This window comes from Pseudomonas sp. R43(2017), from assembly GCF_002112345.1.
Classification (GTDB): domain Bacteria; phylum Pseudomonadota; class Gammaproteobacteria; order Pseudomonadales; family Pseudomonadaceae; genus Aquipseudomonas; species Aquipseudomonas kribbensis.
This window is the reverse complement of record NZ_NEHJ01000002.1, coordinates 427,054-450,237: the sequence shown is the minus strand read 5'-3', so window position 1 is coordinate 450,237 and position 23,184 is coordinate 427,054. Positions and strand designations below refer to the sequence as shown.

Annotated in this window: 18 protein-coding genes and 1 pseudogene; 10 read left to right on the top strand and 9 right to left on the bottom strand. The window is 51.3% G+C overall.

Going from position 1 to position 23,184, the window contains the following annotated elements:
* The first annotated feature begins 377 nt into the window (after positions 1 to 377).
* The gene (locus CAG02_RS06660) at positions 378 to 1,253 is read left to right on the top strand and encodes a hypothetical protein (RefSeq protein ID WP_139831837.1); all 876 of its coding nucleotides are present in this window, start codon (positions 378 to 380) and stop codon (positions 1,251 to 1,253) included.
* 520 nt (positions 1,254 to 1,773) lie between these two features.
* Here CAG02_RS06660 and CAG02_RS06655 read toward each other — a convergent pair.
* Complete coding sequence (locus CAG02_RS06655; protein ID WP_085708905.1) at positions 1,774 to 3,357, bottom strand: anti-phage dCTP deaminase; 1,584 nt, start codon at positions 3,355 to 3,357, stop codon at positions 1,774 to 1,776.
* Between the two features lie 472 nt (positions 3,358 to 3,829).
* Between CAG02_RS06655 and CAG02_RS06650 the strand changes: the two genes are divergently transcribed.
* Entirely contained in the window at positions 3,830 to 4,468 is a 639-nt protein-coding gene (locus CAG02_RS06650; protein WP_256576839.1) for a DNA adenine methylase, read from the top strand.
* Positions 4,468 to 5,301 carry an 8-oxoguanine DNA glycosylase gene (locus CAG02_RS06645; protein WP_085708907.1) on the top strand — a complete coding sequence of 278 codons (834 nt, stop codon included), beginning with the start codon at positions 4,468 to 4,470 and terminating at the stop codon, positions 5,299 to 5,301. Before CAG02_RS06650 ends, CAG02_RS06645 begins: the two co-directional genes overlap by 1 nt.
* On the opposite strand, the gene CAG02_RS06640 is transcribed toward CAG02_RS06645, so the two are convergent.
* The 5 genes from CAG02_RS06640 to CAG02_RS29465 all read right to left on the bottom strand — a co-directional run bounded on the left by CAG02_RS06640 (position 5,242) and on the right by CAG02_RS29465 (position 8,866).
* Positions 5,242 to 5,916 (bottom strand): nitroreductase family protein, encoded by a 675-nt coding sequence (locus CAG02_RS06640; protein WP_085708908.1) that lies wholly within the window; start codon positions 5,914 to 5,916, stop codon positions 5,242 to 5,244. The genes CAG02_RS06645 and CAG02_RS06640 overlap by 60 nt on opposite strands.
* Entirely contained in the window at positions 5,894 to 6,499 is a 606-nt protein-coding gene (locus tag CAG02_RS06635) for a 7-cyano-7-deazaguanine synthase (RefSeq protein WP_085708909.1), read from the bottom strand. Before CAG02_RS06635 ends, CAG02_RS06640 begins: the two co-directional genes overlap by 23 nt.
* Positions 6,496 to 7,707, bottom strand: coding sequence for a PfkB family carbohydrate kinase (locus tag CAG02_RS06630; RefSeq protein WP_085708910.1), 1,212 nt, complete (start codon positions 7,705 to 7,707; stop codon positions 6,496 to 6,498). Before CAG02_RS06630 ends, CAG02_RS06635 begins: the two co-directional genes overlap by 4 nt.
* Before the next feature lie 17 nt (positions 7,708 to 7,724).
* Positions 7,725 to 8,051 (bottom strand): hypothetical protein, encoded by a 327-nt coding sequence (locus CAG02_RS06625; RefSeq protein WP_085708911.1) that lies wholly within the window; start codon positions 8,049 to 8,051, stop codon positions 7,725 to 7,727.
* Positions 8,052 to 8,374: 323 nt separating this feature from the next.
* Positions 8,375 to 8,866 carry a hypothetical protein gene (locus CAG02_RS29465; RefSeq protein WP_139831838.1) on the bottom strand — a complete coding sequence of 164 codons (492 nt, stop codon included), beginning with the start codon at positions 8,864 to 8,866 and terminating at the stop codon, positions 8,375 to 8,377.
* A 440-nt stretch (positions 8,867 to 9,306) separates the two neighbouring features.
* Here CAG02_RS29465 and CAG02_RS06620 point away from each other — a divergent pair, with 440 nt between their 5' ends.
* The 5 genes from CAG02_RS06620 to CAG02_RS06600 all read left to right on the top strand — a co-directional run bounded on the left by CAG02_RS06620 (position 9,307) and on the right by CAG02_RS06600 (position 16,187).
* On the top strand, positions 9,307 to 10,668 hold the full coding sequence (locus CAG02_RS06620) for a metallophosphoesterase (protein WP_085708912.1): 1,362 nt from the start codon (positions 9,307 to 9,309) through the stop codon (positions 10,666 to 10,668).
* Positions 10,668 to 11,696, top strand: coding sequence for a GTPase-associated system all-helical protein GASH (locus CAG02_RS06615; RefSeq protein WP_085708913.1), 1,029 nt, complete (start codon positions 10,668 to 10,670; stop codon positions 11,694 to 11,696). Before CAG02_RS06620 ends, CAG02_RS06615 begins: the two co-directional genes overlap by 1 nt.
* 119 nt (positions 11,697 to 11,815) lie before the next feature.
* The gene (locus CAG02_RS06610) at positions 11,816 to 12,715 is read left to right on the top strand and encodes a hypothetical protein (RefSeq protein WP_256578218.1); all 900 of its coding nucleotides are present in this window, start codon (positions 11,816 to 11,818) and stop codon (positions 12,713 to 12,715) included.
* Positions 12,712 to 13,563: a hypothetical protein gene (locus CAG02_RS06605; RefSeq protein ID WP_085708915.1), complete on the top strand. Its 852-nt coding sequence runs from the start codon at positions 12,712 to 12,714 to the stop codon at positions 13,561 to 13,563. The genes CAG02_RS06610 and CAG02_RS06605 overlap by 4 nt, the downstream gene beginning before the upstream one ends.
* Positions 13,564 to 13,580: 17 nt before the next feature.
* On the top strand, positions 13,581 to 16,187 hold the full coding sequence (locus CAG02_RS06600; protein ID WP_139831839.1) for a hypothetical protein: 2,607 nt from the start codon (positions 13,581 to 13,583) through the stop codon (positions 16,185 to 16,187).
* Positions 16,188 to 16,338: 151 nt separating this feature from the next.
* Here the strand turns inward: CAG02_RS06600 and CAG02_RS29460 are convergent, their stop codons facing one another.
* From CAG02_RS29460 to CAG02_RS06585, 3 genes and pseudogenes are all read right to left on the bottom strand, one after another.
* Complete coding sequence (locus CAG02_RS29460; RefSeq protein ID WP_139831840.1) at positions 16,339 to 18,087, bottom strand: hypothetical protein; 1,749 nt, start codon at positions 18,085 to 18,087, stop codon at positions 16,339 to 16,341.
* Positions 18,088 to 19,119: 1,032 nt separating this feature from the next.
* Positions 19,120 to 19,971: pseudogene (locus CAG02_RS06590) on the bottom strand (YifB family Mg chelatase-like AAA ATPase); the annotation flags it as partial.
* A 758-nt stretch (positions 19,972 to 20,729) separates the two neighbouring features.
* Positions 20,730 to 20,990, bottom strand: a complete 261-nt coding sequence (locus CAG02_RS06585; RefSeq protein ID WP_007920416.1) for an accessory factor UbiK family protein — start codon at positions 20,988 to 20,990, stop codon at positions 20,730 to 20,732.
* Between the two features lie 413 nt (positions 20,991 to 21,403).
* Between CAG02_RS06585 and glnK the strand changes: the two genes are divergently transcribed.
* Together glnK and CAG02_RS06575 are read left to right on the top strand one after the other, a co-directional pair.
* On the top strand, positions 21,404 to 21,742 hold the full coding sequence (gene glnK / locus CAG02_RS06580) for a P-II family nitrogen regulator (RefSeq protein ID WP_002555808.1): 339 nt from the start codon (positions 21,404 to 21,406) through the stop codon (positions 21,740 to 21,742).
* Between the two features lie 37 nt (positions 21,743 to 21,779).
* On the top strand, positions 21,780 to 23,117 hold the full coding sequence (locus CAG02_RS06575) for an ammonium transporter (RefSeq protein WP_085708919.1): 1,338 nt from the start codon (positions 21,780 to 21,782) through the stop codon (positions 23,115 to 23,117).
* The last annotated feature ends 67 nt before the right edge of the window (positions 23,118 to 23,184 follow it).

The window sequence follows — 23,184 nt, the reverse complement described above, 5'->3', positions numbered from 1 at the left end:
GTAATCGTCCCTGTGTGCGATGTGAGAAAGCCGAATTCAAAATTGGTTTGATGTCTCAGTACGGACCGGTCTGCAAGTCATGTGCACCATATTTTCGGGAGCCTGCACCGTGCGAGGTTTGTGGAAAGCTCTCCCAACGTTTGGCTCGCAGCCAACAAACAGATTTACTGACCTGCCCGGCTTGCAGTAGGTCCGCATCCACCTGTCCCAGTTGCCGGCGGCATAGGGTTCTGCTGGAGAGTGCGCGAGGGGGGAAGCTGTGCAAGCCGTGCAGTGATGAAGGTACGAGGGCTTGTGGCACCTGCGGTGATCAGATGGCAGCGGGCCGAGGTCATGAGTGTGAGGACTGCTATTGGCGTCGTACGCTGACGAGTCGTTTGGCGATCGATCGACAAGGTTTCAGATCGCCGGTGATGGGCCCGCTGTTTGTGAGCTTTGGGGAATGGCTTCAGCGCGAGATGGAGGTAAAAAAGGCCGCGGCCAGGGTGCACGTCTATTTTGACTTCTTCAGCCAGGTGGACGCCCTGTGGGGGCACATTCCAACCTATGAAGCGTTACTTGAGCACTTTCATGCCGGAGGATTGCGTAGGGCCGAAGTGCCGATGCGGTGGTTGAGAGAAACTCAGGGAGTCCATGCCAGTGCCACTGTTCGCGAGGCTCATTCGGAGCAGCGACGGCTCGATGAGCTACTTTCTCAGGTATCGGGGCACTGGGCCAGGGACGTGTTGGCCAAGTATCACCACTCATTGATCGCCAAACAGGGTCTGCATGACATCAAGCTACGTTCTGTTCGGTTGTCAGTTCGTGCGGCCGTGAATTTTTTGAACCATGCGAAGCTCGCCCGCGGCGAGCTTCCCGATCAGCGTGTTCTTGAAGCGTTTTGGCGGCAGTCGCCCGGTCAGGTAGCCGCCGTGACGGGTTTTATCAACTTTCTCAACAAGGTTCACAACCTGAAACTTGATCCACGCCCGAACGAACGCTGGTTGAAGACCGCCAAGCACGAAAAGGCAGAAAGAGAGCTGATCGACCTATTCAAATGCCGCCATGAGATCGAGGCCTTTGATGCGAAGTGGATAGTGAAAGGACTTGCGTATTTTCACGGAATTCGGCGGGCGAACCGCAAAGCGCTTGTCTATCGCCAAGCTACGTTCCATGAAGTGGCTGGATTCGATGTGGAACTCGGTGATAGCAGCTTTTGGGTACCATCCGCTGACAGCTATGCGGTGACGCACACAGCAGGAGAGATTGCTTGAAAATACCCGATTCCATATTGATTGGGTTGCACAGGCGAGTTAAGAGCCGCCAATCAAAGAGGCATTAGGATGTGGCTGTTATAGTGGGTACGTATATTAATAGTGAGTGATGAAAGTGAAGTAAGCCTTCACCAGCTAGAGCGTGGTGCAGGGGACGGAATACTGAGATAAGCAGCTTCCTTTATCACATACCCATCATCCGTAATCTAATTGCTCAAACGTACTCGATTGGAATATCCCATATATAGGGCGTGAGCATAGAGGTTTGCTCGCGGTCTGTCATGCAAGTTATAACAAAAAATTACATGCCTATGGGTCTCAATGTAATTTATCGCTTGGCACGAGTCTTTGTTAAAGGCTCCTTCTTTTCATTATCTTCACGAAGAATGAAACTGTCCGAGTTCTCTAATCTAACTCCGGACTTTATAGAGTCTGGCCACTCTTGGATAGCTTTTTGGGCCTTTAATACTTGTTGTGCTAAATCACTAGACCTTTTCATATCCATAACTCCAAATGCTTCTTATGATAGTTTAACACCAAGCTTCGTCAATAGGTTCGGAATTTCTCTACCGATTATCAGTTCCTCAAGCTGAAGGTAGGTATCGAGGAATCTAACAATCCTTGGTTGATCGCCGGTTTCCCGCCAATCGACTGCACGTCCCTGGTCGTCCTTACGGGGCTCCGTTGGCTCAAAAATTTCTTGGTATTGGCGTGGGGCAATACCTTGAAACGGTTCGAAATTCACCTGGGTGCTAGAGGGTGTTGGTGCGTCAATGCTGATGGAGTCTTGATGCAGTTGTTTGGCTTTACTTTTAGGATATGGCTCTATATAAACTACCCGCTTAATGCCGCTGGCTACTATATGGCGTGCACACATATGGCAGGGGAAAGTTGTGCAATATAATGTTGCTCCTGCTACGGAAATGCCTAAGCGAGCTGCTGACATCAATGCCGCCATTTCAGCATGCACGCTTCGACCAAATTCAAGAAGATTCATTATTCTGCTGTTTTTTAATATTTGTTTCTGGCCGCCGGAGATCAAGCTTTGAACAAGAGTGTTTATGTCGGTTTTTTTAGATTTTATTGAGAGTAGCCCATGCTTGTTCAAGCGTTCTAGTATTTCTCCTAACACTTGAACTCGTTCGTCGGCCATAGAGTCTACGCCTTTCTGAAAGTCGCGGGCGTCTCCCGTATCGCCGGGCCAGTACAAGTCACCTCCTGATTTTGGGACATCATTGCATCCTACTGCGATAATGTCTCCCTCAGGTCTTAGTATCGCAGCCCCAACCTGCCGATTTAGATCGGCGGAGCGGAGTGCCGCAGATCGAGCGTGATATATTCCGTGCTCGTCGCGAGTAGGGGTAAGAAAAGAGTTTCCGAACAATAATTGAAGGAAACGACCAATTTGAAGATCGGTTGTAGACTTGTTGCGCCCGTCCACGAATAAGTCAGCTAACGGGAATGCATCTTTTACGTCCTGACCCAGAGGTATGCTTTCTTCCTGTTCGTCTTTTTGCACCAAAATTTCAGCCTTGGAGCGAGCATCACTCCCATTGCCAAACTGCGACCTGCTTATTTTTTCTGCCAGGGCGCTTACTCTGACGTCTCTCGGAGAATAAACCGATATGAGAAAAAATCCTTTGCCATAAACGGCACGAAGCATTTCTACCTCTTTTGGATGCTTTAAAGAGCGGAGGATAAATGCCTGTCGAGTTGGAAGACCATTACTTTTGACATCCCTAATTTGTCTGATAGCTGCTAGGCCCAAGATCGCCACAGCCGCCCCCTCGTCACTTTCAACTCTCAGACGCGTACCTGCGGCCATCAAGGCATCTATGCGCTCAGCCTCAGTTTTTCTGCTGTGAGATGTATCGAAGAAAGTCTCTATTTGCTCACTAAGGCGGACAACGTAGGACTCATATTTGAGTGCTTTTAATTGATTTTTCAGCCCAGAAATCACCGGGTCAAGATTAACGCCTACTGGGCCCACTAGGCCGAAAACAAGCTCAGGGTCTTTTTTGGGGCTCAATGAACGCTCAGTCACTGCCGAGCCCGACTTTTCGTTGCGGTTACGGTTATCTGAGGTCTTTCTAGCCTTAACCATTGCGAGATCCCTGGCCTGATTTATCAGTTTTCGCTACGCCATGTTTTGTATTTACTGGTATTGGGCTACGCGTCTCATACCTATTCAATACACTAGCTAAAATTTGGAAAATATCATCCTGAATGAGCTCAAGATTTTTACGTTCAGTTCACCGATCATCCACCAACTGTATCCACTTGAACAATTTCGCTATCGGCCGTTGTCTAAGGATTCGCTCCATGCAAGTTGTCGGCCAGTTGCCTCGGCGTATGTCTGTTAAGACAAAAATCTCTTGCGAATCAAAACATGGTGACAGCGAAGTCACTCCCACCGATCAATAAACCTGTGCTTGGTGTATCGAGAGCGGCCAATCACTCTCTGGCAATTGCAGTCATGGAGCGCCGTTCGGCGGTCACTTATTGACATCATCGTCACTTCTGACGATGCTTGTTGCATGAGATATCCAGGCGGAAAAGGCAAGTGCTACCAGCGCTTGATCAACCTGATGCCACCGCATCAGACATACATTGAGTCGCACCTTGGCGGCGGCGCAGTCATGCGCAACAAGAAGGGCGCCAAGCGAAACATTGGGTTAGACCTTGACGCGAAGGTCATCAGCCGGTGGCGGGCTGAGCTGCCCGGCATTTGCGAGCTGGAACAGATCGACGCAGTTACGTTTTTGGAGACGTTCCAGTTCACCGGCGATGAATTGGTTTACGTCGACCCCCCGTATGTGCCGGAAACGCGTCGTCGATCCAAGGTTTACCGATGCGATTACACGCATTTTGACCATTTGCGCCTGCTGCGCCTGCTGAAAACCCTGCCTTGCAAAGTCATGCTTTCCGGCTATGACTGTGATCTTTATGAGACAGAGCTTGCCGGATGGAACACGGCGAGATTCCAGGCAAAGACCCACACTGATGTGCGTGAGGAGGTTGTCTGGATGAACTTTGAACCTCCCTCTCGTCTGCATGACTCTAGATATATGGGTGACACATTTCGTGATCGCCAGACGGTTCAACGCCGGCAGGCTCGGTTGCGAACTCGCATCGACAGTATGAGTGCCGCAGAGCGAAATGACTTACTGCAATGGATGCAAGAAACTTATGGTCATGCCGAGGAGGCAGCCTGATGCAACGGGGCGCTATTTTCATCGACCACGTAGTCTTTAATCTAGAACTACCCACGCCGGATGCTGAGGTAATTCCAGGTGTTCCATGGGGGGCGATCGAGGCCTTCCCTACACCTGCGTACTGGGCTTATCAGGTTTATGCGCGTCGCCTTCAGGGTGAGCGGATCAATTACAAACTCGGTGCGACGCTCAAGGAGGAAGTGGGGGCATGCCTGCTCGGTGGTCACGGTATTCCTGCCAGTGTCGGGCTTGCTGCGTTCCATCATGTGAAGCAGCTTGGAGCCTTCAACGACCTGCCCCCATCGGAAGAGACACTACTTGAGTGGCTGAAGGAGCCGATTCAGGTGGACGGACGTCTGGTTCGTTATCGCTTCGCTAAACAAAAGGCGCGTTACCTAGCTGCCGCATTGCAAAAACTGGCTACGGAATATCCACCCCTTGGTTCTGGTAGAGCACTACGGGATTGGCTGCTGGACATTCCAGGTATCGGTTACAAGACAGCGTCTTGGGTCGCCCGGAACTGGCTGGATGCTGATGACGTCGCCATCCTTGATATCCACATTTTACGCGCTGGCCTTCTGGGCAAGTTCTTTGAGCAGAGCCTCACCGTTGAACGGCACTACCTGGAGCTGGAAGATCAGTTTATTCAGTTCAGCAAAGGGCTAGGTGTACGAGCGTCGGAGTTGGATGCGTTGATATGGTTGGAGATGATGTCCTCTTCAGCCACTGTCCACAGCATCATGGGAATGGGGCAAGCTTCTCCAGAACGTCGTTCACGGAGCAAGGCCAAGAAAAGCCATTCCAACTCCAGCCAGTTCGCCTTGCTCAGCTAGGGAGCTAGCCCACGGTTCGCCGGTGGTGCCCAACGGGCAAAAGTTTAGGCCCATGCCCTGCGCGGTGAGGGCCATTACGGCGATCAGCGCGCCGGCATCTCGCCAGATCAGACTGCAACCATCCTGGTACTTGGTAAGTGTTTTACCCGGCTCTGCCACAAGTAAAAGCAGAGTGGCTTGCGGAGCGTCGACAACCCGCTGACTTTGCTCCCGTAGGCCTTCTAGCTTGAGCGATGCGGCCGTCAGTTCAATCAGGAAATGCCCGTTCGGCTGATACAGCCACCAACGTGGATCGCCGGGTTGGTGGATGATCAGGTGAATTGGATGAATTGCTCCTGCTGAAGGCGTGGCGCGGAGTTCTAGGTCGAAGCCTAAATCGGAAGCCCAGGTCTCTCGGCTGCGGCATGCGTGCCAGAGGAAGCCTGCCAGACGACCATCATCTAGGGGCGCGAACTGACGTATCGTTCGACGCTCATCGAGCGCCTGGAACAACGACGGCATGGCGGAGTGAGCGCCGGCGGCAAGCCGCCGAATTTCCCCCGTCTCCCACTGGTAGAGTTTGTGCTGTGTGTTTACTGGCTTGGGGATGGGATTACCCAGGTTGATCCAAGTCATAGCCAACCTCTTCAAACACCTCAAAGTATTTGTTGCATCCACGGCAGTTGCCACAGGGAACGTCTGCCTTGTGACAACTGTGGGCCCATGCCAGATAACCCGAGGGAATTCCTGATTCTCGAACCAGCTCTGCAGTTGATAGCTCAATGGCTGGAGCTTCCACCACCATGCCGCCTTCTTGGAGTGACAGCAGGTGACTGATCGCACTCATAAACTCGATTGAGCCATCGCGGTGGAATCCATCGGATTTCACTGTTCCCAGCCACAGATGTGTCACGCCAAACGAAATAGCTTTCATCGCCGCCAGGGTAACCAGCATTTGATTTCGGTATGGCCACCAGTCGGAAGCTGGTGCCAGGCCATCTGCGCTCCGCCCCGCCATATCGCCTGACCCAAGATCACGGCAGTCGATTTCGAGCACATGATGGGGAATCGCTAACCGCTCGCAGATAGCTCGAGAGGCGGCGATTTCTGCTTGTGCTGCCAACTGCCCGTAATTGAGGGTGAAAGCCACGTCAGGTCGTTTCCACCAAGCGAGAGAAAGGGAGTCCATGCCGCCGGATAACAGGAGGGCGACTTTCATAGTTTTATGGCTTCCCAGACGGTTTGATAGATAGCTGACACGTAATCATCTGAGAGTTTGCAATCCGAGCCTTCCATCATCTTCTTGTCTTGTGTTGACTCGTTTTCTGCATACAGCACTACTGGCTTGCCTAATGCTCTGGCATAGCCAATTTCATAGATAGTGCCAGAGTCCAGGCCATCTCCAATGGCAAACAGTAGGTCGCATTCGTGGATAGCCTCAAGATCCTTCTCGACCACATCGTCGGCTGAGCCAAGTCCGACGTCGTGATATGGGGAGAACACCCGCAGTCCCATCGCTTGCAGATCATTCAGGGCTTCACGGATCAACCAGAGTTGGCCGAGGGTGAAAAATGGGCCTGCTAGGTAAACCAAAGGCCTAAAGCCATCTTGGTAGCGTCTCGAGGCCTGCAATGGCTCTGGGGAGTAAGTACGCAATTGCTTGGGTGTTGGATAGCCTTGAGTTTCGCAATAGAAGGCAGTCGCTTTGGATGCGATGGCAGCTGCTTCATGGGCTTTAAGTCCTTGCTCCAGCCAGGCATAGGCAAAGTGTGCCGCGAACGTATCGCCCGACCCAATCTTCCACACGCGCTTTGTATGGTAAGCAGGAACCGTGGTGACTTCGCCCCGTTCATAGACGAGCGCACCGAGTGGTCCCATTTTGATTACGACAACTTCCGCGTTTTCTTTCGCGGCTAGGTCCTTGGCCATCGCTGCTGGATCAAGGTCAGGCGTTCCACAAAATATCTGTGCCTCATAGCGATTCAATACAAGCGCGAGATGCTTGGCTTTCGATCCATTGGCAGTGAACGGCTCCGGGTTACTAGCGCTCTGAGGATCGTAGACGACATAGTTGGCATCCACGATGGCAGAGCCTTCAATCATGCCGAAGCGTAGAACCTTCTCAGCCGTGATCTGAAGTGACAGTCCAGAGATGCTTGAGCGAACATCAATGGATGGGGTCGACAACCCATGGACGTATTCGAAAGTTACGCCTTGAGCCAGTTCAGAAGGTACGAGCTTGAATCCCTCCAATGCAGCTCGCTGGTTCATGATGAACAATGAGTTGCTGTCCAAAAAACTATGGAGATCTACGTTGCCTCCGAATCTGGCAATAGCGGTTGCTGCACGACCAGCAGAGCCATAAGACTCGTCCCAGTTCGGACGCATGCAGCGTTCTCGATACACGCCTCCTGCGATGGTGATCATAAAGCGCTCCTTGCTGTTTAACGGACGGGGTAGATGAAGATCCTAACTTGCCCATTGTTGATTTCGATTACTCGGGCCTCGTACATGGTGCCTTCGGCCATACAGATCCGTAGGCGCTGAAGGCGAGGGTCTGCAATGCCCCCTGCGATTTCGCCGTCCCACAGGGCATGAACGACAGATTGGCCGTTCTGTTGACCGGACACGATTTGCAGAATAGAGCCGTCTCTCAGTTGCTCGACGATTTCTTCTTTCGGCGAGGCAAGCTGCGAGGTGAACGTCAACTGTTCGCACGCAGTTGGCGTATCGGTAATAGGGCCGTGTGGGCCGCCGCTAGAGCCAGACATGAGCATTTCCTTTGCTTGGAGAGAAAGCCTTAGCAATATCACAAGGTGATATCCTTTTGCCATCCGCTAATGAGATTGCTGATAAAGGTCTATTGCTATCTACCAATTTGCACTTGCTCAGCCCATGGGGTACCACGGGTACGTCCGTCACTAGCGGCAGTTTTCGGCCGGTTTGAATCGAGGTCGCGCTACCAGCAGCATCGCGCTCTAGTCAGTAAGATTTATATAGCCGTCGCAAGTATTAGATAGATTTTCAAATGGAATAAGTTGTCACGCCAGTTTTAGAACTGAGTTAGCTTAAGATAAAATATTGTGAGCAGTTTTTACTGGTTGCTACGTAGCCATTTCCACTCTCCGCTTCCTACATGGCTAGTTCGGCTGGAGTGCCCTATATATAGGCCGGTTAGGTTGCTAACATCAGTGATTTTGAGGTGAAGAGTTCCAAAGTAAGCATGACTGTCATTTTTATCATACCACTCTCCGGTTATATACGAGTTCTTTATTATTCCAAATAGGCAATAGCTTTTTCCCTTTGAATCAAATTCCGCGTATATATATTTTCCGAACTGCCTGATGGTGGTATAGCTGTGCCTATCCGTAGCTTCATGGAAATTTTGACTTTCAGGCGCTGTCCAGGTTTGTTCCCATTTTCCAGCGAGTTTAGGAGGTTTTTCCCTAAAAAAACCTCGCACGGGTAACCAATATAAGTATTTTACAATTTGATGCGACAAGCTGAAGTCAAGAAGCGTCTTAACTAAGAGGATGGCGCTTGGTGCTGCTAGTCCAGTAGCAATAACGTTTAGGTCGATATCCATGGTGACGCTTTCTACCTGATTTTTAGTTTTTTCGGAGAGGTTAATTTGATTCGGTGTGGCAGGACGGTGCCGTTTAGTAGCAAGAAAAGTTGACGCAGTTATAAGTTGCAATCCAGCTTATAGCGTACCTCATTGGCGGGCAAGACTAGGGGGCGTGATCATCAGCTTTATCAAAATCTAACAGACGCGCGACACTGCTTCAGTAAAAAGTGGGTAGCGATTCGATGGCCTTAGGCCCCATTGAGAGGTGGTCAAAACGAAGCCTCGGAGGCTCCGATATGTGGCGATGGTGTTCCCGTTCTCAGGTGTAACCAGGCAGTCTCTGGATGGTTTTAGCACCGGAATCTGCATCGAAATGTAGAAATACTGGCAACGTGCTAGCGTGTTGAGCGACTTGCCAGATATCCTTGTGATGCGTAGGGAATGCAGATGGGGTCATCATGCCAGCAGTTTTCGTCCATGTATCGGACATTCATTTTGGTCAAGAGCACGATCAAACGATTCATATTCATAATGATGTGAAAGAGCAGCTAATCATTGACGCTGCAGAGGTCGTTGCGGGGCTTTCATCCGGCGTAGCTCAAGGCATCATTGTCACAGGTGACATCGCCCAATCTGGACAATGGGAGCAGTACATTGCCGCCGGAGCATGGTTAGACACGCTCGCTGAAGAGGTCGGGTGTCCACCGCATAGAGTGCAGATGGTTCCTGGCAACCACGATTTGGATAGATCAAAGCTATCTGTCGGAGGTCGTCAACTTTTGGATTACATCCGAAACGGAGGAGACGAGGAGTATGAGGAAGTCGTTGGAAACGCTCAAGATAGAGCGACTCTACTCTCTCGCTTTGAGGCGTATGGTCGTTTCTGCATCGGTTACAACTGCGGCCTACATGAGGAAGCCAAGTACGCAGCAGATCTTCGAATCGAGTTGGCACCTAACCGAGCAATCCGCTTCGTTCGGATGAATTCCTCGTTGCTGTGTACGGGTGACGAAAGGGACGATAATCCCGAGCTAATGATTGGTGCTCGGCAGTTCACTATCCCTCGTCGCTCTGGTGAGGAAAATATTGTACTCGTTCATCACCCCTTACGTTGGTACAAGGACGCAGAGGAAGTTAGTAGATACATCAAGAGTCGGGCGCGGGTTTTCATCTCTGGCCATGAGCACAACCCGGCGGTGAAAGTTGAAGAGGTCGAGACAGGCTGTGATCTGATGACTCTTGCAGCGGGGGCAACCGTACCTTTCAAATCAAACGAAACATATACCCATACATACAACATTATCGAGTTTGATTGGAATCCAGTCCAAGACGCTCTGATGGTCACCATTCATCCTCGTGCTTGGAACCCCAAAAAAACTCGTTTCGAACCTGATGAGGTGCGTCTTGGTGGAAGGAGCCCTACATACACGCTCAGATCTCCCAATTTCAGAAAGTTGGAACAAGTAAGCGACGGAAAGGGGCACCGGAACGCGGTCACACCTTCAGTTGAAGAGCCGACGTCGAAGGAGCCTATCGTTGAGCTTGTCGGAGCTGAGGTCGTAGAGGGACAAGTTTCCCCCGCACCACCTTCACTGCCCGGTTACGAGTTAACCTTACTTCGGTTTTTTCGTGATTTGCTCGAGAACGAGAGGCTTAGAGTCCTCCTTGAGCTAGACGCCATCGCCGCAGATTCCGACGAGAGAATGACACAAGGTGTGGAGCGTAAATTATTTGAGTGGCTTGCTCGCCAAGGCAAGCTTCCACAACTGATGGCCAAGATTGACGAACTGATTGCAGAGCGAGCGAGGGGGAAGTTTTAATGGATAAGCTACCAGTCCACATGAGAATAACTGGCCTAGCGGTTAGTAATGATGACGTGAATTCCCGCCGGAGTGCGATTAAAGATCTCTCCTCAAAATGGGCGAAAACGGCCGACGCCAACATCTTAGTAGCGAAAGCAGCGGAGATTGCAGATGCTGTGGGCGGCGACAGTACACCTCCAGCATCGCTGACAGCTGAGGTTGAGCTAGCCATACAGCAATATGCTTCAGCGTTTCTAGCGTCAGAGCGCTTTCTAGAAATAGGCGTTTGTGCGGGAATGGCGGCTGTCTCGCTAATGTCTGGGAAGGTTGGTAATTCTGGGTGGACCTCTGCAGATATCTATTCGTATGCATTGTGGTCTGCGTTGTCGTTTCAGCCTGTCCTTTCGGATCAAAAACGAGAGGATTTGCGAAGAGATGTACTGACATCCGCGCGAGAGCGAAGTAGAGACAGCGCAGATGCAGCCCGTGCGCGAGATAGTGTGCCGGCAGTTCGCGAGTTAGAAGTCACCATTGCCGAGGACGGCAAAGCTTCCACGAATTTTAAAGCGGCGGTTCAGGGAACGATAAATGCTTTGCTTCGGAATGCTGCTCTTGATCGAGAGGAATTGGATTTTTTATGGTGGGGGCAACTAAACCACAGTCGTTTACTTGAAAGGCCACTGGCAGAAATTCCCGAACCTGTTCGACTAGTCGCGTCAGGTATCGAAGGGGCTGGATTGTTGCGGCGTCTACCTGGTGATATCCATAAGGAGATCGTACTTCGCTCCATGCAAAGCGATCCTGAGATAAGTCTCGGCGAGCTGATCGACCTTATAGGTGTAGATCGAGAAGCTTTATTAGCTGACTTGCCCGAACATGCGATCGTTGAGGCTCCAGCTGTTTATCCTCTGCTAAATGCTTTGATTGCGGGTGAGGCTGACGACTCTATATCGGATGTGCGCTATAAATCATCAGTCTGGGGCGCTCGAGCGTTACTTGAAGCTGCTCTTGCAAATATCTCCACTAATGGAATTGGTAAGCTGTGAGCTTGGCATGCAGCTTTGAAGGCTGTTCTGTTGGAGAGACAGGCGTATGTGCATTTGAGAACGACCCAGCCACTTGCGAGCACCGGAATGCTGAGCCAGGTTCGACTTCCGCTAGCGAAGTGGAGATCGAAGAGTCGAACGACTCTACTGATGCAAGCGTAGTTGGAGGGGCCGTACTTCAACGACCTAAAGAGGCGCTTGCATTTCCATCTAGCCGAACGATGGCGCCCGATGTTCTTGGCCAGATGATGTCGACTAGATATACGACATTGGTTGGGATTCTAGGTGATCCCGAGTCCGGGAAAACAGCATGCCTTGCAAGCTTGTATTTACTCGTTGCCAACAACTTACTTGAGGATTGGAGTTTCCGGGACAGCAAAACCCTGATGGCATTCGAAGAAATTGTGCGTGGAGCGCGTGACTGGAATGAAGGGCGTCCGCCAGAGCAGATGACGATGCATACTGAGATGGCTGACGATCGTCGACCAGGATTCCTGCATCTGCGCCTCGAGAGACGGTCTGATGGGCGGCGTGTCGATTTTGCACTCCCTGATCTGCCAGGGGAGTGGACCACTGACTTAGTCAGTACCGCGAGGGCTGATCGGTTTGATTTTCTAAAATCAGCTGAGGCCATTTGGGTGGTGGTGGACGGGCGAACACTCAGGGACAAGGAAAAAAGACAAGGTACGATAAACCGTATTGGGCAACTTGCAGGTCGGCTGACAACATTGTTTGAAGGCACAGTACCTCGATTCATCTTGGTTATCACTCATCGAGATCAAGGCGATCTCCCCGACACAGTTAAAAGTCGAATCGAAGCTGAATTGTCCAAACGACATGTCGACGCGCTAGTCGTCCATGTCGCCCCATTCTCAGAAAATGGGCAGGTGAAACCTGGCCATGGGATAAGAGAAATGATCGATGCAACGGTTATGAGAAGGCATCAGCCTGAATTCTGGCCACACCGAGAGGTGCAAAACTACGGCCGCTTTTACTTAGCCTATAGGAGGGTTCGATGACACGCTCTGTTTTGCTACTCGGCGGCCCGGACTCAGGCAAAACGAACTACATTGGCCGGGTTTGGACCGCTCTCGACAACGGGAGTGGCAAGCTACGTGCTGCGAGGCAGCCAAGTGATCTCCGATTTGTATTGGACGTTGCCGAACATCTTTTCTCGGGCAATTTCGCTCCAAGATCTGAACACGCTGATGGTAGGCGAGATTTTGAGGTCCCCGTTACCGAATCGCAGGGCGGGGAGGAAATTACTATCCTTATCCCAGATATGTCAGGTGAGCTTTGGCAAAACGCCGTACAAGACTGTGAGGTATCTGTCGAATTGATGGAAGAGATGCGTCGATCCGATGGAGCTCTTTTGTTCGTGCGACTCGGGTCTGATCAAACGGTACGTCCCCTCGATTGGGTATCCTCTCAAAAACTGATGAGTAAAATTGGAGAGGCAACCGATGATGGATTACCCACCCAAGTCGTGCTTTGTGAGCTCATCCGTTTTCTCGAGCTAACCTTGGCTCAGCGCCCTGACGGTACACGGCCTAGAGTATCTGTGGTCCTCAGTGCCTGGGATTTAGCCGATTCGCAGTGCTTTGAAAATGGTCCTGTAGCCTACTTAGAAAAAGAGTATCCGTTCGTCGCTGGGCGCCTTCGTGATCTTGAGAGTTTGGACGTAAAGGTTTTTGGTCTAAGTGTTGTTGGAGGAGACCTTAAGATTGATACTGACTTTCGAGATGATTTTTTGGAAAGTGATATCGATAGCCATGGTTGGGTAGCTGTGCAAGATCGTTCAGGCACATGGTATAGAGACAATGATTTAACTCTTCCTATGGCTTGGGTGGTAGGTTCTCAATCGTGACGGTCGTCGAGCTTCAGTTGCATGGTTATAAGCAGGGTCACCAGCTGCTTGCAGCTTCTGTGGAGTTGCAGAAAGCAGATCAGTCCGTTATTGATAGATTGTCAGATGTCGCAGGTCCTTTGCGTCCTAAAGAAGTGTTCTCTCCATACTTAACTGCTTACCCACTTCCAAGCGGAGAACACTATGTACTCGCTAAAACCTGGCAGGACCTAACTGTTGCTCGTGCGGGATGCGTTCGGACTCTCAGCCTAATTATTTCGGCAAATGTTTGGGCTCAAGCTACAAGCTTAATCCCCTTTATGCAATTATTTGATGATGAGCTTCCACAAGTTTCTGATGTTCTGCAACGAATTGTTCCTACCTCAACCCATGCCGAACTGCCGAAAATTCCGGAGTTTCAAACTACTGAATTACTAGAGGCACTTTTCTTAGAGGATCCTTTCCCAATTGCAGTATTCGACGCACCGGATCCAGACGTAATCGCAATACGCCTTTTGACAGCGTTATGGCCTACTATGCGCAAGCAATTCGCTATTTCCACCTTTGCGCTTTCTCCTCGTAAGGTTGCTGGTCGAGAATTTGATTTAGTATTTTCCCCCAAAAATGCCCGTTCAAAATTTTCAGATTGGGAAGGCCGGAGAATAGATGGGCGCTCTCCTCAGGTGCCTCGACATCGGTGGACTCCAACCATATCCGAGAAGATCTTCAAAAGCTCATCGCCGTGTTTGCTCTCACCATCTGAAATCAAGCTCATCAGAGATGACTCTAACGTTCAAAGTAGTGGGGCTACCTTACGCATCTCACTGTTGTGGAATGAGATGCTCAGTAAAATACAAACAGCTCCTGCCGTCGGGCTAGGGCTTGTGGATATTGCTAACTCAGGGAAACTCGACAAAGTTGAGGCTCTTCGGTCAATCGAGCCAACTTTAATTGAAGCAATTAAGCGCGCAGCTTTTGAATTTCCAGAGAATGATGCATGGGAGTTTTTAGGGGCAATTGCTCGAAAAACTCAGAAGCAGCATATGACGAATGTGGAAAACGCTATTGCAGCATGCACTCGAATGCTTGCGGGCCGTGCTCCGGCAGGTGCAATGGACTTGCTCGCGAATAGTGATTACAAGAGCATAGTTTCAGAAATGCTGCCAAATATTGCCCAGGGTATCGCTATAAATTTTGATGGGCGAGCAGAAAAAGCTATAGAGAATGCAGAACCAATGGCCATAGGTCTAATTATCTCTCAGGGTGGAGAGGTAGTGGAGCGGTTGGTTGATAATGAAACTGTTCTGGCGCGGCTCGTTGAGTCGATACCAACTTTGAACTTGGAATTACTCCATAAAATAACAAAAATGCTTTTGCCAGTTGTTGTGGAGGATCGACAAGCATACGTAATAGAGCCACTTCTTGATTGTGTTGATAAACAAGCATCCTTGGATAAGCTTGTAAGCCTAGGGATGGCGGGGGATTTTGCGGCCGTTAAACTTACAAGTTTGATGTTGAAGCGCGCAAAGGGTTTCGTAAAAAAAGAGGAGATTATTTCTCGCCTTTTGGGTGTGAACGCGTCTGCGAGGCGGGATAGTTTGATTGTTTCGCTATTGTCCCCGTCTGTTGAAGACCTAAAGTGGTTGTTGAACAGCTCAGAGATTTCTCCTGCGGTCGTATCTAGATTTGTCTTTAAGGTTGTTGAGGTTGCAGACGATAGTCAGCTATTAAAGTTTGTAACAGATTCTAGTATTGGTGGTAAGCTAGTTAAGCTGCTAGTCGGTAGGGCAGATCTTGCTCTGCGAGTATTGCTAATTTCAGATGTCCCTATAGAGTTGTTTGTTCGGCTGGTTGAGTTGATCCTTCCTAGAGCGAAAGGGGATATTAAACTAAGAATTGCGAAACTTTCTCTTCAGCGAGTCCTGCCCGTTAGCTTTGGCGGAGATGAACTTGCCTTTATCACTGATAAGCTAAAAATTCTAGAGGGTGAAGTTGATATCCACTGGCTCGTATATGTCGGTCTTGGTCGAAATTGTTCCGCGAAAATTGTGAATCGAAATTTCTCCGCGTTTGGAACAATCTCGGAGCCTGGATTCTCTAAACTGGTGCGATCAATTTCTGAAATTTGTAAGAGCATAGTTAATCGAAGAAGTTTTGATCTTGATGCTGACTCGATTTATCTGTGTTCATTCTTGCTTTTTAAAGCTAATGAACTCTCGCAGAGTTCAGCGCTTAATGCTGCAGCATACCTTTTGCCAACGATATTGCATGAGCGCAGGAAGCCTGTATCGTCTTTAGTCGCCGTAGCGTTCCCACTGATATATCGTGAACTGGCGGAAAATGATGATGTTCCGGAGCTTTTTAAATTCTTACCTTTTTTTGATTGGGATCGGTGCAAGACAGCAAGGCACGAACTCGTTTCTGCTTTTTTGACTTCAGTTTGGGAGCCCGGTCATCTTGCCCTAGCTGCATGGAGAGCGGAAGACGCAGAAAAAATACTCCGATTTACTAAGAAGCAGCCAGGAGGTGAAGCTTATCTGCGACGTGTGGCCGCGGACCTGCAATCTTGCCCCGCTCAATGCCAAGAAGATGTGAAGCGGATACTGAAGCGTCTTGGATCGGACTTTGCCGCTGAAGAGGATTGAAATATTGAACTTCGTATTTTTTACAGGCTCAAATAAGTAACTTACACATTGTGCTATGACTTGGCCAAGATCCCCAAAAAAATAACGATTGGCAGCTTATGTTCGGAAGCTGCCGGTCAAGAATTTATAATGCTAAACGCGATGTAGACTATTACTTCAGCGTCACGCCTAATCCTTTGAACGCTGTGATCAATGACTGCCTATACAAAATTCCAAGTGTGCCTTTTCGATGGTATATAAAGTTTGTATCTTCTGGGAATAACCTGAAAATTTTCTTGAATCGACCAGTTTTGTATCGAATTTCCAAGCAAATATGCTCGATGAAGGATTCCAGTTCGCTAACGCTATTCACATGCGATTTGAAGATGACTCCAGCATAAGACTCTGGGTTTTTTGACGTTGAGTCTTCCTTGTGCTGCACCTCAATTCCGAAATAATTACATTTATTAATTGTCATGCAAAACACGAAGAGGCCGCGTGTCTCCCCAGTTTTTTTGTCAAGAAAACACCAGCTTTTCGCATCTGTGTCTGAGGTTGACTCGTCATCCAGAGGAGGAAGCTTAATAATTTTAGGCGCGTCGGATGAATGCAAACCTTCTGCTGGGGTATACCAGCGTAACGCTGTGACACAATCTGCGTTTGATATTGCTATGTGATTTAAGGCTCGCCATATATCACGGAGAAAACCTTGGCTTTCGAGAACTGCATCTGCAATAAACTCCAACTTGGCAACGTCCTTGCCACTGCCGATTCCTTCACCTGTTGAGTGAGTCGAAGACTTTGTCGGTGTTGGGCCACGTCGCCCTGCGTTGGCCTGGATGGTTCGGCGAGTCTTATTTACTCTACGAGAGAGTCCAAGCTCTTTGAATGGCGTAGTGCTAACCAAGAGTGTTTCTGAGTGATGATCGGGATCTATGTCGTCGGCGGCTGCTACAAACTCGTCAGCTAGGGTAGACCGAATGGGTCTCGGCATCACTGTTCTTCCGCTACCGTCTACGCCGTTATCTGTATCAAACTTAAGCCGTTGTAATTCGATGGCTTCACCCCGTGGGACGCTGCACCCACAGAGATCAAGACACAAAAAAGTTTTCTCGTCGTTAATCCAGTAACCACGTCCTTCTATTTCTGCGAGGCCTTGAAACCAAGGCGCTACCTTTACTAGAACCAGCTGATTGGGGTCACTGGAGAGCAGTTGAGCGTTAATGAATCTCGCTTGAAAATTTGTGTACTTGTCGTAGAGAAGGTGCGCTAGAAAAACGGCGTCTGCGTCTCGCATATGTCGAGTGGGTCTTATCAGCCAGTGGGTCTCAGCAGACTGGGGAACTTCATAAAAAACGGACAGTGCATCGTTCCATGGGAGCGATGTAAGAGCTCTAGGTATCTCAGAGTTTCTTGCGTAACCGCGTACTAGGAATTCGACGCAAGGGATAAGGAGGTTTTTTCCATTGGGCAGCTTTAAATCCAAAAGCCAGCATTTATCATTTTGAGCTCTTGGAAGAGGGTAGTCATTATTGAAAAAAGATTCGGTTAGTCCCTGTTGTGCTGCGAAATATCGGGAGGTGTACGTCCACCCTTCTTCAGAAAAATTGACTTTTAAGTTTTCAGTTTTTGGAAACTCTGAGTCTGAAACGCACTTCCCATTTCGCCAAATAGTTCCGACTCGATAGTAAGATAAGTGGTTGAGTGCAATTTTTACTGTAATAAAAGTAGAGGGAATATCCAGAGAATCTAGTTTCCGAAATACGACACTTACGAGCGGTATAGTTCTTGTGCGTGGGTTTTGTTGGAGCGGTCCATACCACCAAACGATAGCGTCTCCTGGTATTCGCTTTACTTCAGTGTTTTCCCTGACGTCCGCGCGGGTGTACGAGAACGGTATACGGATGATGGGCTCTAACAAATTAAAACTCCAGGTCGCCGAAAGGGATTTGAATCTCTGCAGCTCGGAGTGAAATTTGGATCCAAGCCATATCAGAAAGGCATATTGCCACCTTTTTGTGGGCGATGCAGATGCTTTGTGAGCCTGATAGCTGTGCTTAAGCAGATGGCGATACGCAGTTTGCTAACTAGCTTTAAGGGTTGCAGGGCCTTTTGTGGCCGGACGCATGTGTTCTGTCGTGTTCTCATCCAAAAAGTCGGGTGATCCTTGAAAAATCCGCCGCATAAGGGTCTTGAGCGGGCTTTCTGCTGCAGCTAGTTGCCAGCGTATGACTCAGAGGACGGAGCTGGGATGGCTATCTTGCTACTAATAATCGTTATGTACGCAAAGTCACATTTCTGTGATTAGCCGTACATGGCTGAGCTATGGATGGGCTCCGTGTGAGTCGGCGGAGCCATTAATTGCGTACTGACGGAAATTTAAATCGTCACAATCCATTGGATCGCCAGCGATCGCAAGACCGGAAGCCTTCGTCAGTTTCTGCATTTAGTAGAGAGCCTTGATGCGTTTTACATCGGGGTGGGAGAGAGATATATCTGGATGAGTGCCTATCAACTCGCCAGCGCCAACACTAAAGGTCTAGCGGCGGCGAGCGTGGCGGGACGGAGTGACGTACCGAGAAGGCTTTAGCCGATCAGTCGAGCTTTCCCTTCCGCCTTCAGAGAGTTGAACGCGGACTTGTTTAGGTCAAGGACTATTGATCCGATGAAAACCGTAACCACATCCATTTCAGCGACGGGATAGTTGCCCGCTGGAATTAATTCGGGCCTGCCCATCACGTTGTTGCACTGACATTCATCGAACTGGTACTGAACGGTTCTTCCCATCTTGAATCTTCCTAAACGGATAAAATGGCAGTATCTCATGGCAATCTGCCCTTTCAAGAGCAGATCGATAACCTCCAGGGGAGGATTAAGGATTTCAACCTAGGACGTTGTGGGAATACTCGCGTCAGTCGCAATTATTTCGAAAAATTCGCATTTATTTGGAAAACCTACAGCTGCCGCCGACCAGTGCCGGTCCGGAGGCCGAGTGATGCGGCTGGCGGAACGGACGCTGCGGCCAATGAGTGAGCGGCGTGCCGCTGGCGACGGATTGAATCGCCGCCACTTCCAGCGCCTCACTCTCGGCCAGCGGTGGCAGCAACCCCGGTAATCGACTGGCCAGTAGCGTCTTGCCCGTCCCCGGTGGCCCGCTGAACAGCAGGTTGTGCGCGCCGGCAGCAGCAATCAGCAGCGCCCGTTTGGCGGCGAGTTGGCCTTGCACTTCATTCAGGTCGGGATAGGGTTTGGCGGCATGGATCAACCCGTCCGAGACATAAGGCTCGACCGGTGTATGTCCATTGAAATGCGCCACGGCCTCCAGCAGATGATCCACCGCAATCACCCTCAGTCCCGAAGCCAGACAAGCCTCCTCGGCATTCGCCCGAGGCACCACCAGCGTCCGCCCGGCCTTGCGTGCTGCCAGCGCCGCCGGCAACACCCCGCGCACCGCCCGCACTGCGCCGGATAACGCCAACTCACCCAGACATTCCACGTCATCCAGCGTCAACGTCGGCACCTGCACACTCGCCGACAGAATCCCCAGCGCAATCGCCAGATCGAACCGCCCGCCATCCTTGGGCAAATCCGCCGGCGCCAGATTCAACGTGATCCGCCGCGCCGGAAACTGCAGCCCGGAATTGATGATCGCGCTGCGCACCCGGTCCTTGCTCTCTTTCACCGCCGCTTCGGGCAGGCCGACCATGGTCAGCGAGGGCAAACCATTGGCCAGATGGACTTCAACGGTAACGGCGGGAGCATCCACGCCAATCTGGGCGCGGCTGTGGACAATGGCGAGGGACATGGTCGTTCCTTGAGTTGAATCGGGGGCCGCTTCCTGCGGTTTTTTAAGGGTAGTTGGGGGGGAGGGGGTTAAAGGAATAGTTGCCTGGGCAAAGCTTCACAGGATGTTGCTGAGATAGAAATGACTAATTTTCAGGCGAAAAAAAACCGCCTTGAGGAGACGGTTTTTAGTTGCAGGCTTCGGTGAGGCCAAGGCCTGCGCATCCTTAGTGGACACACTCGCGTAATCCGAGGTTATGCATGTTTGATCGTTGGCGCAAGCATCAGCGAAATTTTCGCCAACCAATTGTGGTCTGGAATGAGGGGTAACCATCCTTTTGCCAGCGCTCGATTAATGGCTTGATACAACTTGTTTAATTTGCATTCTGAGGGCTGCAATACCATCCGCTGCGACGATGCCCACTCATCGAGTGTTCGCAAAGTGTGGTCGGGAGCATAACGATTTTCATGTTCCTCGACGCGGTGTGAGACCCGTGCCGGTGTTGTTTTGGGGGACCCACACCCGGCCGCCTTGGTGGGCACACTCGTGTGTAGTCCCGAAGGTGTTCGTACGCCGGAAAGAGCATCGGAGGTTTGGCCCCACGCAAGGAGGGCCAAAATATGTCTAAGTTTCTTAAACATATGTGGCGCCTCGTCAGGATCGCGCTATGGGCTTTTCGCCTGTACGAGATTCTGCGAGACCGTTGGAATAATTCGCTGTAGGAATTGAACCGACGGAAACCGCTCCTGCCTCGACAGGAGCGGTTTTAGCTTCTTGTCTCACTCAGCCGGCGGCGTCAGCTTCGCTTCCATCTCCGCCACCTTCGCCTCCAAGCTCTCAAGCCGGGCGCGAGTCCGCGCCAATACCACCATCTGACTATCGAATTCTTCCCGGCTCACCAGATCCAGTTTGCTGAACGCACTTTGCAGCAGCATCTTGAACTGGCTTTCGATTTCGGCTTTTGGCAATGGCGTGTCGCCGCTGAACAGGCGGGAGGCGGTGCCGCTCAGGGCGTCGAGGAAGTCTTTGGGCGCGAGCATGGGATATGTCCTGGAAACAATGGCCGGCAGTGTATCACGCAGTGTCTATAGTCATTCGCGCGGGCCGGGATGCACGCTTTTCGCGCAAAAGGATGAACGGCTGCGCACCGTTGTTGTGCGTATCCCGTGTGCCATTTCGGTGATGGCATCGACGGCCGCGGCCAAGGGATTGAAATCAGGGGATTTTGGCGAGATGGCAAGATTTCTGCTTAGTCGGTAGTGACCCATGCACTGATGCAGTCGCTGTGACGAATGCAGTGCGCCGGACGGGACGGGGAGTTTCGTCGGGAGCGGTTAGCTGGCGTCAGTCGGGCGGGTAGGGCCGACGATGCGTTACAAAGCCAGGCACTGCGCTTAGACTTGAGTCGGGTTTGTTTTCCTGGGGCAAGTCCACCAATTCGGGAGAGAGTTTCATGAAGCTAGTCACTGCCATCATCAAGCCGTTCAAGCTGGACGACGTGCGCGAGTCGCTGTCCGAAATCGGCGTGCAGGGCATTACCGTAACTGAAGTCAAAGGCTTCGGCCGGCAGAAGGGTCACACCGAGCTGTATCGCGGCGCGGAGTATGTGGTCGATTTTCTGCCCAAGGTGAAAATCGACGTTGCCATCGACGACAAGGATCTGGATCGGGTTATCGAGGCGATAACCAAGGCTGCCAACACCGGCAAGATCGGTGACGGCAAGATCTTCGTGGTCAATCTGGAACAGGCGATTCGCATCCGTACCGGCGAAACCGATACCGACGCGATCTAAACGCCGCCACAAACCCAACGCCCCAGGAGAAAACAATATGACTCTGCGTAAATTCGCAGGGCTAGGCGCCCTGTTGTCCATCGTAATGCCCGGCCTGGCTATGGCGGCAGATCCGGTGGCGCCTCCAGTCCTCAATTCCGGCGATACCGCCTGGATGCTGACCTCGACGGCCCTTGTGCTGTTCATGACCATTCCGGGCCTCGCGCTGTTCTACGGCGGCATGGTGCGGTCGAAAAACATTCTTTCCGTGATGATGCAGTGCTTCGCCATTACCGGCCTGGTCACCATCCTGTGGTTCATTTATGGCTACAGCATGGCGTTCGACACCACCGGGATGGAAGCCAACGTCGTCAACTTCAACTCCTTCGTCGGCAGCTTTGGCAAGGCCTTCCTGGCAGGCGTCACCCCGGCCAGCATTACCGGCCCGACCGCGCTGTTCCCTGAAGCAGTATTCGTCACTTACCAGATGACCTTCGCCATCATCACCCCGGCGCTCATCGTCGGTGCCTTCGCCGAGCGCATGAAGTTCTCCGCGATGCTGGTGTTCATGGGCGTCTGGTTCACCCTGGTTTACGCGCCGATTGCACACATGGTCTGGAGCGGTCCGGGTTCGCTGTTGGGTGACTGGGGCGTGCTCGACTTTGCCGGCGGCACCGTGGTGCACATCAACGCCGGTATCGCCGGTCTGGTGGCGTGCCTGGTACTGGGCAAGCGCAAAGGTTTCCCGACCACCCCGATGGCGCCGCACAACCTCGGTTACACCCTGATGGGCGCGGCGATGCTGTGGGTCGGCTGGTTCGGCTTCAACGCCGGTTCCGCTGCTGCAGCCAACGGCACCGCCGGCATGGCGATGCTGGTCACTCAGATCGCAACCGCCGCCGCTGCACTGGGCTGGATGTTCGCCGAGTGGATCACCCACGGCAAACCAAGTGCGCTGGGTATCGCTTCGGGCGTGGTTGCCGGTCTGGTGGCAATCACTCCGGCGGCCGGCACCGTGGGCCCGATGGGCTCGCTGATCATCGGTCTGGCCGCTGGCGTGGTGTGCTTCTTCTGCGCCACCAGCCTGAAACGCAAACTCGGCTATGACGACTCCTTGGACGCCTTTGGCGTGCACGGTATCGGCGGCATCCTCGGCGCAATCCTCACCGGTGTGTTCGCTGCTCCGGCGCTGGGTGGTTTCGGTACCGTTACCGACATCGCCTCCCAAGTGTGGATTCAGTGCAAAGGCGTCGGCTTCACGGTGATCTACACCGCGATCGTTACCTTCATCATCCTCAAGGTGCTGGATGCCGTAATGGGTCTGCGCGCTACCGAGGAAGAAGAATCGGTGGGCCTGGACCTGGCACAACACAACGAGCGCGGCTACAACCTGTAAGTACGCGCCTCAAAAAAACTTGCCCGGTTCGCCGGGCATTTTTTTGTCCGGAATTTGTCATCCCTGA